8 protein-coding genes are annotated in these 13,331 nt (G+C 60.9%); 4 read left to right on the top strand and 4 right to left on the bottom strand.

The window, feature by feature from the left end; all coding sequences use genetic code 11:
• The first annotated feature begins 25 nt into the window (after positions 1–25).
• Genes QD409_RS11230 through QD409_RS11220 form a run of 3 tightly spaced genes read left to right on the top strand, consistent with a single transcriptional unit; the run spans position 26 to position 5,197 of the window.
• Entirely contained in the window at positions 26–784 is a 759-nt protein-coding gene (locus QD409_RS11230) for a response regulator transcription factor (RefSeq protein WP_092845748.1), read from the top strand.
• Positions 781–2,196, top strand: coding sequence for a sensor histidine kinase (locus QD409_RS11225; protein WP_092845746.1), 1,416 nt, complete (start codon positions 781–783; stop codon positions 2,194–2,196). The genes QD409_RS11230 and QD409_RS11225 overlap by 4 nt, the downstream gene beginning before the upstream one ends.
• Positions 2,197–2,236: 40 nt before the next feature.
• On the top strand, positions 2,237–5,197 hold the full coding sequence (locus QD409_RS11220; RefSeq protein ID WP_430762755.1) for a bifunctional [glutamine synthetase] adenylyltransferase/[glutamine synthetase]-adenylyl-L-tyrosine phosphorylase: 2,961 nt from the start codon (positions 2,237–2,239) through the stop codon (positions 5,195–5,197).
• Here QD409_RS11220 and QD409_RS11215 read toward each other — a convergent pair whose 3' ends face one another.
• Together QD409_RS11215 and pepN are read right to left on the bottom strand one after the other, a co-directional pair.
• A complete protein-coding gene (locus tag QD409_RS11215; RefSeq protein ID WP_092845742.1) occupies positions 5,198–7,513 on the bottom strand; it encodes a PAS domain-containing sensor histidine kinase in 2,316 nt (771 codons plus the stop codon).
• Positions 7,514–7,743: 230 nt separating this feature from the next.
• Positions 7,744–10,392, bottom strand: a complete 2,649-nt coding sequence (gene pepN / locus QD409_RS11210) for an aminopeptidase N (protein ID WP_430762754.1) — start codon at positions 10,390–10,392, stop codon at positions 7,744–7,746.
• A gap of 495 nt (positions 10,393–10,887) precedes the next feature.
• On the opposite strand from pepN, the gene QD409_RS11205 reads away from it, so the two are divergent.
• Positions 10,888–11,763 (top strand): hypothetical protein, encoded by an 876-nt coding sequence (locus QD409_RS11205; protein WP_092845738.1) that lies wholly within the window; start codon positions 10,888–10,890, stop codon positions 11,761–11,763.
• Between the two features lie 313 nt (positions 11,764–12,076).
• On the opposite strand, the gene QD409_RS11200 is transcribed toward QD409_RS11205, so the two are convergent.
• Positions 12,077–12,268 carry a hypothetical protein gene (locus QD409_RS11200; RefSeq protein WP_037153128.1) on the bottom strand — a complete coding sequence of 64 codons (192 nt, stop codon included), beginning with the start codon at positions 12,266–12,268 and terminating at the stop codon, positions 12,077–12,079.
• Between the two features lie 140 nt (positions 12,269–12,408).
• A complete protein-coding gene (locus QD409_RS11195) occupies positions 12,409–13,296 on the bottom strand; it encodes a uracil-DNA glycosylase (protein ID WP_092845736.1) in 888 nt (295 codons plus the stop codon).
• Between the last annotated feature and the right edge of the window lie 35 nt (positions 13,297–13,331).

The following is a 13,331-nucleotide window of genomic DNA, read 5'->3' as shown; positions in this document are numbered from 1 at the left end:
TGACTGGCTCCGAGGCAGGTGAAAGATGACAACCGCTGGCCAACATGCCGTAAACTCTTCCGATTCCGGTTGTGCCGAGGCGCCCTCGGCAGGTAATGTCGCCCATATGAAGATTCTGATCATCGAAGACGATCTCGAGGCGGCGGCTTACCTCACCAAGGCATTTCGCGAGGCCGGCATTGTTGCCGATCACGCAAGCGACGGCGAGAGCGGCCTCTTCATGGCCACCGAGAATACCTACGATGTCGCCATCATCGATCGCATGTTGCCGCGCCGCGATGGCCTGTCCGTCATCAGCGAATTGCGCCGCAAGGGTGTGCATACCCCGGTCCTCATCCTCTCCGCGCTCGGCCAGGTCGATGATCGCGTCACGGGTCTGCGCGCCGGCGGCGACGACTATCTGCCAAAACCCTATGCTTTCAGCGAGCTGCTCGCGCGTGTGGAAGTGCTTGGCCGCCGCAAGGGAGCCCCGGAGCAGGACGTGCTTTATCGCGTCGGCGATCTCGAGCTCGACCGGCTGTCGCACGAGGTTCGCCGCGGCGGCAAGGAAATCCCGCTGCAGCCGCGCGAATTCCGCCTCCTGGAATATCTGATGAAGAATGCCGGCCAGGTCGTCACCCGCACCATGCTTCTCGAGAATGTCTGGGACTATCATTTCGATCCGCAGACCAACGTCATCGACGTCCATGTCTCGCGGCTGCGTTCCAAGATCGAGAAGGATTTCAGCCAGCCATTGTTGAAGACGATCCGCGGCGCCGGCTACATGATCAAGGATGAGGGATGAGCCGCTTCCGCGTCCTCTTCAAGTCCACCGCAGTCCGCCTTTCCGCTCTCTACATCCTTCTTTTTTCGCTCTGCGCCGCGACACTTGTCTTCTATGTCACGGCCATGTCCGAGCGGCTGCTGTCGGGGCAGATCCGCGATGCCGTTCAGCAGGAAGTCAATCAGGTCAAGCGCGCCTATGATATCGGTGGGCTGAACCTGCTTCTGCGCACGATGGAGCGCCGCGCCCGCCAGCCGGGTGCCAATCTCTATATCATTGCTGGTCCTTCCGGCGATATTCTCGCCGGCAACGTCGCTTCCGTGCAGCCCGGCGTGCTCGGCCAGGCCGGCTGGACGGAACTGCCCTTCATCTACGAGCGCTACACGGACGCTTCCAACGATCCGGAGCGACGCCATCTGGCGATCGCCAACATCTTCATGCTCGACAACGGCCTGCGTATCCTGGTCGGCCGCGACCTTGGCGAGCCGGAGCGTTTCCGCGTGCTGGTGCGGCAGGCGCTGATGCTGGCGCTGGCGATTATGGGCCTCGGCGCTCTGGTCATCTGGTTCGGTATCGGCCGCAATGCTCTGAAGCGCATCGACCGGATGACGGACGCCAGCCGCAAGATCATGGCGGGCGACCTCTCGCAGCGTCTGCCCGTCGGCGGCTCCGGCGATGAGTTCGACCGTATGTCGGCATCGCTGAATGCCATGCTGGGGCGCATCGAGAAGCTGAACGAGGGTCTGCGGCAGGTCTCCGACAATATCGCGCACGACCTGAAGACACCGCTGACGCGCCTGCGCAACAAGGCCGCCGATGCGCTCGACAATGCCGATAGCGATGGCCGCCGTGTCGCGCTGGAGGGCATCATCGGCGAATCCGATCAGCTGATCCGCACGTTCAATGCGCTGCTGATGATCTCGCGCGTCGAGGCGGGCTCGGTGGCCGCAGAAATGACCGCTGTCGATCTCTCCACCATCGTCGCCGATACGTCCGAGCTCTATGAGCCTGTGGCCGAGGAATCCGGGCTGGCGCTGATGGCCAAAATCGAGCCCGCTGTCGAGGTGCAGGGCAATCGCGAACTGATCGGCCAGGCGCTTTTCAACCTCATCGACAACGCCCTCAAATATGCGGCAGGCTGCCAGGGCGAGCCGACGGTGACGCTGAAGTTGTCGCACACGCAGGATGCCGTGATGCTTGCTGTTGCGGATCACGGCCCCGGCATCCCCGCCCAGCAGCGGGCCGATGTCGTTAAGCGCTTTTTCCGCCTGGACGAGAGCCGTTCGAAGCCGGGAACAGGGCTTGGCCTCGCGCTGGTGGAGGCGGTCATGGAGCTGCACGGCGGCCGGCTGGAGCTTTCGGATACCGATCCCGATAGCGCTAATGCCAAAGGCCTAACCGTAACGATGATCTTCCCCATGCAGAAACAATAGGTTAATCCTGCATTATCCGATTGCTCTTGGGGAGCGCTGCATGACGACGACGCAAGGCGATATGTTGCGGGATGTCCCGCCTGGGCGGCTGCGGCCGCTAAACCAGACAGAGATGAAATTCGCGCTCGCCGACCTCAAGCAGATCGCCGCAGCGGAACCGGCCATTGCCGCCTTGCTGGCTGGCGACAGCGCGCTGCGGGATTTTGTCGTCGCAGCACTCGCTTTGTCGCCGCATCTCCGCGAAACCGCCAATCTCGAACCCGCCCTGCTGGTTGCCGCCATCGAGAAGCCGTTATCGCCGCAGGTCGAAGCCCTGGTCCAACAGGCTCGTCATACCTGGCTTCCGGCAGAGAGCGGCGGACCGTCGCCTTCGGAAGGCGAGGTGATGACCCGCTTGCGCGTCGCCAAACGCCGGGCCGCCTTTCTGATTGCGCTCGCCGACCTCGCCCGTATCTATGATGGAAGGAAGACCACCCGCTGGCTGAGTGCGCTGGCGGAAGCATCGATATCGGCCGCAATCGACCATCTGCTGCTGTCCTCCCATGAAGCCGGCAAGATCTCGCTTCCCGATCCCGTCACCCCGAGCCTGAAATCCGGCTTGATCGTGCTCGGCATGGGCAAGCTCGGCGCCGAGGAGCTGAACTACTCGTCGGATATCGACGTCGTCGTTTTCTTTGATGAAACGGCGGGCATCGTTCCCAATCCCGAAGACGCTATCGACACCTTCCCCCGGCTGATGCGCCGGCTGGTGCGTATCCTGCAGGAGCGCACGGCGGATGGCTACGTGTTCCGCACGGACCTGCGTCTGCGCCCCGATCCCGGTTCGACGCCTCTGGCCATTCCAGTCGATGCGGCGATGAACTATTACGAGGGCAGGGGCCAGAATTGGGAACGCGCCGCCTTCATCAAGGCGCGGCCGGTGGGGGGAGACATTGCGGCAGGGCAGGCTTTCGTCCGCGATCTCGTGCCCTTCGTCTTCCGCAAATATCTCGACTACGCCGCCATCGCGGACATTCATTCCATCAAGCGGCAGATCCACGCGCATAAAGGTCACGGCGCGATCGCGGTCAAGGGTCACAATGTCAAGCTGGGCCGTGGCGGCATTCGCGAAATCGAGTTCTTCGTGCAGACACAGCAGCTGATCGCCGGCGGCCGCATGCCGGCGCTGCGTAGCCGCGCGACCGAGGAGACGCTGGCCGAACTGACCGACGCAAAATGGATCGATGCGGAAACGCGCGACGAACTGGCTACCGCCTACTGGTTCCTTCGCGATATCGAGCATCGCATCCAGATGGTGCGCGACGAGCAGACGCATCTGCTGCCGGAAACCGATGCAGAGCTGCGGCGCATCGCCTTCATGATGGGCTTCCCCGATGCACAGGCCTTCTCCGAGGCCCTTGTCTCGACCTTGAAGACGGTCGAGCGCCGTTACGCGCGCCTGTTCGAGCAGGAAACGAAACTGTCGTCCGAAACGGGCAACCTGGTTTTCACCGGCCAGGGTGACGATCCAGACACGCTGGAGACGCTACGCCGCCTCGGTTTCGAAAGGCCGTCGGCCATCGCCAATGTGATCCGCACCTGGCACTACGGGCGGTATCGCGCGACGCAATCGGTAGAGGCACGCGAGCGGCTGACGGAGCTGACGCCCGAGCTGCTGCGGGTCTTCGGCGAGAGCAAGCGTGCCGACAAGGCGTTATTGCGCTTCGACAGCTTCATTTCCGGCCTGCCGGCGGGCATTCAGCTCTTCTCGCTGCTCGGCACGAACCCTGCGCTGCTTTCTCTCATCGTCAACATCATGTCTTCGGCGCCGCGGCTTGCCGAGATCATTGCCGCCAAGCCGCATGTCTTTGACGGCATGCTGGATCCAAGCCTCATGGCCGAGCTACCGACGCGCGATTATCTGGCCGAACGTCTTAAGAGCTTCCTTGCCTCGGCAAGACACTATGAAGAGACACTCGACCTGCTGCGCATCTTCGCATCCGAACAGCGCTTCCTGATCGGTATTCGCCTGCTGACGGGCGCGATCGGCGGGATTATGGCGGCCCGTGCCTTTACCTATCTTGCCGATCTGATCGTCGAGGCAGCGCTGGATGCGGTGATGAAGGAAATCCAGGCGGCGCATGGCGAGTATCCCGGCGGCCGCGTTGCCGTCGTCGGCATGGGCAAACTCGGCAGTTTCGAGCTATCGGCCGGTTCCGACATCGATATCATCCTGCTCTATGATTACGATGATACGGCAGGCGAATCCTCCGGCCCGAAGCCGCTGGATGCAACGCGGTATTTCACGCGCATTACACAGCGCCTGATCGCGGCCCTTTCGGCCCCTACGGCCGAGGGAGTACTCTACGACGTCGACATGCGTCTGCGTCCGTCCGGCAACAAGGGCCCGGTCGCCACGCGCATCAACTCGTTCGAGAAGTATCAGCGCGAGGAAGCCTGGACCTGGGAGCATATGGCGCTTTCGCGCGCCCGCCTGATCTGCGGTGACGAGGAATTTTTGCTGGATGCAGAATGCATCATTGGCGAGATTCTTTCCTCGACGAGGGATGTCGCCAAGATTGCCAGGGATGTTCGTGAGATGCGCGACCTGATCGAACAGGAAAAGCCGCCGGAGAGCATTTGGGATTTGAAGTTGATCCCCGGAGGGCTGATCGATATCGAATTCATCGCGCAATATCTGCGGCTGATCGCGCCGGCACGCGGCGTCGGCATCGACGCTAATGGTCTCAGCACGGCCGAAGCGTTGAAATTGCTTGGCAGCAGCCTGATGGATCGCAATGACCTGGATGTCTGCCTGGAGGCTCTGCAACTCTACACGGAAGTGTCGCAGCTTATTCGCCTTTGCATCGACGGTACGTTCGATCCGAAAAATACCCCTTCCGGCTTGATCGAATTGGTCTGCCGCGCCGGCGATTGCCCGGATATCCGCACGTTGGAGGCGGAGCTGAAGCGGCTGTCGAAGGCGGTGCGGAAAATCTTCCAGGCAACGGTTGGAAACTGATCAGCGCTGATCGGGGATACGGATCGCGATGACCGTGCCGATCCCTTCGCGGGAGCGGATGCGCATGCGGCCTCGATGCAGCGTGGCCAGCGAGCGTGAAATCGCAAGTCCGAGGCCCGAGCCTCCCTTGCTTTTCGCATACTGGCTCTGCACCTGCTCGAAGGGCTGGCCGATCTTGCTTAGGGCTGATTTCGGTATGCCGATGCCCGTATCGGCGATAACCAGCATCACCGCATCGTCGATCCTGCGAGTGCGAACCGCTATGCGGCCGCCGTCATTGGTGAATTTCACAGCGTTGGAAAGCAGATTGAGCACGATCTGCTTCATGGCCCGGCGGTCGGCATTCAGCTTGATTTCGGGAGAAATGCACTGCTCGACGAGAATGTTTTTGTGGGCGGCGGGAATGCTGGTAAAGCGCAGGCATTCTTCGATCAAAGGCGCGAGATCGACCTCCTCGCAGCTAAGCTTCATATGACCCGCCTCGATTTTCGACATGTCGAGGATGTCGTTGATGACGTTGAGAAGATGCTTGCCGCTGTCGTGGATATCCTTGGCATATTCGTTGTATCGCGACGAGCCGAGCGGACCGAACATCTGATCCTGCAGTATCTCCGAGAAGCCGAGGATGGCGTTGAGCGGCGTGCGCAGCTCGTGCGACATGTTGGCGAGGAATTCCGATTTGGCCCTGTTGGCGGCTTCGGCGCGTTCCTTCTCCGCCAGATAATTGGTGTTTGCGGTCGAAAGTTCCGCCTTCTGCCGCTCCAGGATCTGCCGCGATGCCGAGAGATCGTTGATCGTCGCCATCAGCCTGCGTTCGGATTCGCGAAGGCGCTCCTGGTTGCGCTTCAGCTGGGTGATGTCGGTGCCGACAGAAACGAGGCCGCCGTCGCGGGTCCGGCGTTCGTTGATCTGCAGCCAGCGCTCGTCGGCAAGCTGCACTTCCGTCGTCTGTGCATGATTGGAGCGGCCGGGATCGACGATGCGACGCTCGATGACGGGCCGAACCGCCGCGGCGTTGACCACTGCGCGCTCGGTGCCGGGCACGAGCACCTTGTCGGGCAGGCCGTAAGCCTGCTGGAAATGGACGTTGCACATCACCAGACGGTCGTTCTTGTCCCACAGGACGAAGGCTTCGGAGGTGCACTCGATGGCGTCTGCGAGCCGTTGATCGGCTTCGGCATAGCGCTGCGCCAGCCGGTGCTGCTCCGTCACGTCCATGGCGATGCCGATCATATGAACGCGGCCGGAATGGGTGCGTATGACCTGGGCGCGGGCGCGCATCCAGACGTAATGTCCCTTGGCATGGCGGATACGCAGGATCTGATCCACCTGGCCGGCGCTGCCGCGGCTGACGGAACGAGCCAGCATATGCAGGCTGCTATCGTCCGGATGCATCAACCGTGCTGCGTCGGAAAAGGCGAGCGGCTTGTCGGCGGCGGGCAGCCCGAGCATGTCGTACATCGAGCGCGACCAGAAGAATTTGCGGCTGGCGAAATCGAAATCCCAGAGGCCGCAACGGCCGCGCGAGAGCGCCGTCTCGACGCGCAGGTTGGATTCGAGAAAGATCTCGTCGGCGTCGCGGGCTCGTCGCACCTGCATATAGTAAGCATAGAGAATGACGAGCAGGATGGACGAAATGCCGGCAAAGAGCGTGACGTTGAGCGTCAGCTCATCGCGCCAGAGCTTGTCGATCTGCTCCATCGATGCGACCGAGAGAACGAAATCGCCCTTGTCGCCAATCAGGGAGATCGCCGCATAATAGGGCTCGCCGCCGATCATCGTCTCGATCACGCCGGCATGATCGCCGAAGTTCCTGATGGCGGATACTTCCGGAAAGAAATCGGAGGTCAACATGCCGATATAGGCGGAGCCGGCGGCGGAGGAGCCGAAAACGCGCCCGCTCGACTGCACCAGCAGCACGAATGCGCCTGCGTCGAGGCGATCCTGCGGCAGGTAGGCGGCCAGCTTACGCTCGGCGTTGCTGCGGTCGCCCGCCTGGAACATGCTGGCATCGTTCGAGAAGGCGGCCGACGCGGCGGCGATGGACAGCGAGGTCGTGCGCCGCGCCGAAGCGGCCATCCGGCCATGCTCCGTCACCATGCCGAAGATGTGCGACGCGGCCACGACCATGAGAAAGGAAACGATGAGAACGGGGATGATGCGCTTGAGGATATGTTCGGTCTGCAGAAAACGACGCGAGATCGTCTCCACCCGGACACCCGTTCGATCAGTAACGCCGCTATGCCAGGATTTCAGACCGTCGAAATTAACACGCAGCCGTCCATCGGCCGCGGTTGCCCGCCGCACGTCCACCATCGCCTTAGCCTTGTCCCTCGTATGATTCGCTGCGCCGCTCGCCCGAATCTGCCCTAATGAATCATTCGTGATTCGGCTTGTCCAGAGGGTGAAGTAAAACTTTCTTAACCATCTGCGATTTCAGCATCTTTTTGCACACGCACCGGTAAGTTGCGCGCATTCGGGACTCGCTGAAGCTGAAAAGGCCAAGGCAAATCAGCCTTTTCAATGGGTATGCGGAGCGACCGAAATCACTCCTTGAGAATGCGGTCCACGATGTCGCGCACATCGGCCGAAAGACCACCCGCGCGCTCGATCCGCACCAGCGCCGAACGAGCATGGCCGGCACGCACCGGTTCCAGCAGACGCCAGGAGCGCATGGAGGTGAGGATACGGGCGGCGAGCTGCGGATTGCGCTGATCGATATCCAGGATCTCGTCGGCGAGGAAATTGTACCCGGCGCCGTCGGCACGGCCAAAGCCGGTCGGGTTGGCGAAGGCGAAGGTGCCGAGCAGGGAGCGCATGCGGTTCGGATTGCTGCGCTTGAACGATGGCGCTTCCATGAGCCGCTGGATGCGCCCCAGCGCGTCCGGGCCGGGAATCCCCGCCTGGATGGCAAACCATTTGTCGATGACGAGCGCATTTTCGGAGAAGCGCGCGCGGAAATGATCCAGCGCCGCTGTGGTGTCGGCGGTCTCCGGGAATTGATGCGCGAGAATCGTTAGCGCGGCGCTGAGATCGGTCATGTTGTTTGCCGCATCATAGGCGGCCTTGGCGCGGGTCGGAGTGCCGTCCATCTGCGAGAGATAGCTTAGAGCCGCGTTTCGCAATGCCCGGCGTCCGGCGCTTGCGGCATCGGGGCTGAATGGGCCTGATGTCTGCATGCTGTCGTAGAGCGCGGCAAAGATATCCTTGCCGGTTTCGGCGATCCGCTTGAGGATGGCCCGGCGCGCCGCATGAATGGCGTCCGGATCGGTGTCGCCGCCAAGCTCGCGGGCAATATCGGCTTCGCTCGGCAGGGCAAGCGCCTGCGCCCGGAAGGCCGGCTCCAGGCTGTCGTCATTCGCAGCCGCCAGCAGGGCGTCGACGAAGGCGGAATCGCAGGTGACAGCAATGCCCTGGCGGACATCGCGAACGGCCTGCAGCAGATTGGGCAGCCCGAGGTCGATCAGCGCCTGCCAACGGGCAAAATGGTCGGTCTCGTAGTGCGCGATCAGCGCCAGATCGCCAGCGCTCTGATTGAACTGCAGATTGATCGGCGTCGAGAAGCTGCGGTTCAGCGACAGGACCGGCCGCGACGGGATGCCATGGAAAACGACCTCCTGCGCTTGTTCTGTCAGGTGCAGCACGTCGTCGGTCAGCTCCGCACCGCTGATGGACGCCGGGGTGATCGCGGCACCGTCTTCGGCCAGCAGCGCCATGCGCAGAGGAATGTGCATCGGCTTCTTGGTGGTCTGACCCGGCGTTGCCGGTATCATCTGCTCGAGCGACAGGGTGAATGTCTTGCTATCGGCATCATAGGCGCCGGAAGCCGTCACGAGCGGCGTACCGGCCTGATGATACCAGAGCGAAAACTGCGCGAGATCGCGGCCGCTGGCATCCTCGAAGCATTTGACGAAATCTTCGATCGTGACAGCCTGCCCGTCATGCCGATCGAAATAGAGGTCCATGCCCTTCTTGAACAGATCGCGGCCGAGCAAGGTTGCGATCATGCGGGTGACTTCGCTGCCCTTCTCATAGACGGTTGTCGTATAGAAGTTGTTGATTTCACGGTATGTCGTAGGTCGCACCGGATGGGCAAGGGGGCCGCTGTCCTCCGGAAATTGTTCCGACTTCAAATGCCGGACTTCGGCAATGCGCTTGACGGGGCGAGAGCGCTCGTCAGCGGAAAACTCGTGATCGCGATAGACCGTCAGGCCTTCCTTGAGGCAGAGCTGGAACCAGTCGCGACAGGTGATGCGATTGCCGGTCCAGTTGTGAAAATATTCGTGCGCGATGATGGCTTCGATATTGGCGTAGTCGGCATCGGTTGCCGTCTCGGGATCAGCGAGCACATATTTGTCGTTAAAGACGTTGAGGCCCTTGTTCTCCATCGCCCCCATGTTGAAGTCCGACACGGCGACGATCATGAAGATGTCGAGATCGTATTCGCGGCCGAACCGCTCTTCATCCCATTTCATCGAACGTTTCAGCGCATCCATGGCGTAGGCAGCGCGCGGCTCCTTGCCATGCTCGACATAGATCTTTAGCGCCACTTCACGGCCGGACATGGTCGCGAACGTATCCTCGACGACACCCAGATCACCGGCGACGAGCGCAAAGAGGTAGCTCGGCTTCGGGTGCGGATCGAACCAGGCGGCGAAATGCTTGCCTTCGCCATAGCCGGCGCCGCCAAGGAAATTGCCGTTCGACAGCAGCAGCGGATTGGCGTCCTTGTCGGCGATGATGTTGACCGTGTAGGGGGCGAGAACATCCGGCCGGTCTGGGAAATAGGTGATGCGGCGGAAGCCCTCGGCTTCGCACTGCGTGCAATAGATGCCGCCGGTGCGATAGAGGCCCATCAATTGCGTATTGGCTTCGGGATTGATCACCGTCGTGATGGTGAGCTCGAAGGGTGTGCTTTCCGGCAGGTCGCGAACGGTCAGTCCGTCGGGCGTGACAACATACTGCCCTGCGGGCAGTTCTGACTGGTCGAGCAGCAGCCCGGCGAGCACCAGCTCGTCTCCGTCGAGCACCAGCGGCGCCCTCGGGTCGGTGCCTTCGCGGCGATGAAAGATCAGCCGCGCTTCCACCTTGGTTTCGGTCGGATGCAGATCGAAGGTAAGGTCCACGCGTTCCAGAACGAAGTCGGTAGGACGGTAGTCTGCCAGATTTACGATCTGGCCGGTATCTGTTCGCATGGTCTATCCTGATCAGGCTACGCTTCTTGCGGCACAGTCCGAAGCCCTCCTCCGGACTGAAAGTCGCCGCATCATTACATCGAAATCTGAACCAAAGTTAAAGTCATATCATTACATGGAAATGTTCTGTTACGGCACAGCAAATATTTGATCGGCGAACCGCCTTCTTCGTCCGGTTGAGTGCCGCTTCGAGATGTATACTCAAAGTCCGTAAAGGCCACCGATCGCCAGCTTCTTATGGGCATAGGGGCAATCGCTGCCTCAAGGGTGTAGGATCATCATCGCGATACCATTCTGGAAAGACATGCAGTTTGCTCAGAGAAACAGCTACTTAAAGTAAATTATTTGTTTAACCTCTTGCGGTATAAGCGCATCTACATAACTATAGCATGCTATTAGATGTCGGAATTATGATCGATTCCGGTGAATTCGTTCACAAAAATGAAACATCCTCCTTTTGTAGACAGTTGAGAAGGGCACCCCAAGGAGGCCCGATTGAGCTTTTCTATCGAGCAGCTTGCTCGTCATCCCAAATTCATGGTGTCGTTGCGCTTCCTCGCGGAGGCGTTGCGGAATCGTTACGACCATGGTCCCCGGATCGCGCGCATGCTCGCCTCGCATCAGCGCTGGCTTCTGACGCAGACAGCCTATGCCCTTCATTTTGAATATGATCCGGCGGTACCCGGCTCAGGACTGACGGTTGTCGGACTTCGCGATCTGATCACGCATCACCGCGTTGCCAGTCGCAACACGGTGTTGAGCTTTATCGACGAGCTGCTCACCTATCGCTTCCTGATGCTCGCTCCCGGCAATGTCCGGCGTCCGCGGCGCTACGTGCCGGCCGAGATCAGCCACACCGGGATGTTCGGTTGGTGCCTCTCCAATCTGGCTGCGCTCGATTTGCTCGATGATGGCGGCCGTGCCGCTGCACTCGCCGCTTCTCCGCAATTGATGGATCTGGCGCAGCCGCGCATGGCGCGCCATTGCCTGGAGACGGAGGCTTGGCGCGAACCGCCGGAAAGCGTCGGCCTGTTTCTCTGGACGGAGGCGGGCGGTCTCGTCGTCGATTACATCATGTCGCAATTGGATCTCAGCGGAGAGACCGATGCGCGGATCGATGTCGGTCGTGTCGACGCGCGCGCGCTTGCAGCGCATTTCATGATATCGCGCACCCATCTGCAGCGTCTCCTGCGCAAATCCGCCGATCGTGGTGACATAGGCTGGCACGACGAGACCAAAAAAACGCGAATGTGGATATCGCGTGATTTTCTGGATCAGTATTGCAGATGGCAGGCCGTGAAGCTGGCGGCGGTCGACGAGGCTTTTGCCTGGGCGCAGGCCGCCACGGGGCGGTCCGACCCGAAGGCGTGATCTGATTGGGATGTTGCCTGGCTTTTCCAGGTGTGTCTCCCAGAGAGGGCATAGCGGGATCGATGCTTGAGGATCCCGCCCCAAATTCCTTATAGAGGAATGCTTGCCGCTGCCGCGCAGGCAGGGCTTCTGTCGCGGCATTCGTCTCCGCGAAGATGACGCGCGCGTTCAAACTCTTCCGCGGCTCGCACGGCGGAGCCGATGTGCCCGACCGAATCGAAGAAAGTGACAAGCGAACGCAAACCCGAAGACATGATACAATTCCTGAAAGATAGAAACTCCAAGCTGAACGCGCGATTCTCGCGCCTGTCGATTAGCAGGCGCGGAAATCGGCGAAAATAGCGGTGGGTCGGCCAACGCGGGCCGAAACGCCTGTTCCTCGGGCCGTCATCTGCTCATTGGCGGCGATGCCGAGGTTGCGATGTCCGTTTGTGGCGCGCACGGGCTCAAGGGCGCGACGCAGGGTATCAAACCCGCTGTGGATAGGACGAAAACGTGCAGTCATTGCCTTGGTTCCTTTCGAGATTCCTCCCAAGACAGGACTATATATTGCAACGCAACATTGATTTTGCAATGCACAACACTGAAGGACTGTCATGCCTAAAACGCATGACTGGTGTCATATTCCGTTAACTGTGGTGGAAATCAGCCTAAAATTTCAGCGTCAATGCGGCTCTTGAAGGCCAGCAGATCATTCCATGCAAGCCGCTTGTTGATGGGCGCGGTGAGCAATTCCTGCGGATGAAGGCTGGCAATCGCCGGTATGGTCCGGCCGAGAATGCTGATGTCTCGCCATTGTCCGCGCAGCCCATGAATCGTTTCGGCGCTTCCGAAGAAATGCCGCGCGGTAAAATTGCCGAGCAGCAACAAGGCCTTCGGTTCGGCAAGGGCAATCTGTCGTTCTATGAACGGGCGGCATATCTCGATTTCCGGCGCTGAGGGCGCGCGGTTGCCGGGCGGGCGCCACGGAATGACGTTGGTCAGCAGGATCTCGTCTCGCTGCAAGCGGATCGCAGCCAGCATCTTGTCCAGCAGCTGGCCGGCGCGGCCCGCAAACGGCGTGCCTTCTCGATCGTCGTCGGCACTCGGCATTGGGCCGATCACCATGATTCGGCCTTCTGGCGTGCCGCTGGCAAAGATCGTCGAACGGGCGCTGTTCTTGAGATTGCAGCTGTTGAAGGCTTCGATCGCGGTCCTGAGCTCGCTGAGCGAACGCGCGCTTTCCGCGGCGAAGCGGGCCTGTTCGACGGCCTGTTCGTCAGGAATGGCAGGCGCATTGCGCGGCGAAGCAGGAGGCGGTGCCGCGGCCGGCTTTGCGGCCTGACGGCGATCCGGCTGTGCTTTTGCCGCCGGCTGCGGTGCTTCCGGCCGAGGCTGCGCCGCCCTTGCCCCTTGCCGGGCGGCACGCATGGCCTCGAATTCGGCGAAACGATCGACCGGCTGTTCTTCCAGCAGCCAGTCTACGCCGGCATCCGCATGAAAATGCAGAAGGGCGGCAAGTTCGGCCGGTGTGAGGTCGCTGGCGGAAATCATGAGGGAACTCTAGCCAAAGCGGCGCAGGAACGAAA

The sequence above is a fragment of the Rhizobium sp. BR 315 genome, assembly GCF_050577975.1.
In the GTDB taxonomy this organism is placed as follows: domain Bacteria; phylum Pseudomonadota; class Alphaproteobacteria; order Rhizobiales; family Rhizobiaceae; genus Rhizobium; species Rhizobium miluonense.
This window is presented reverse-complemented; position numbering and strand designations above follow the sequence as displayed.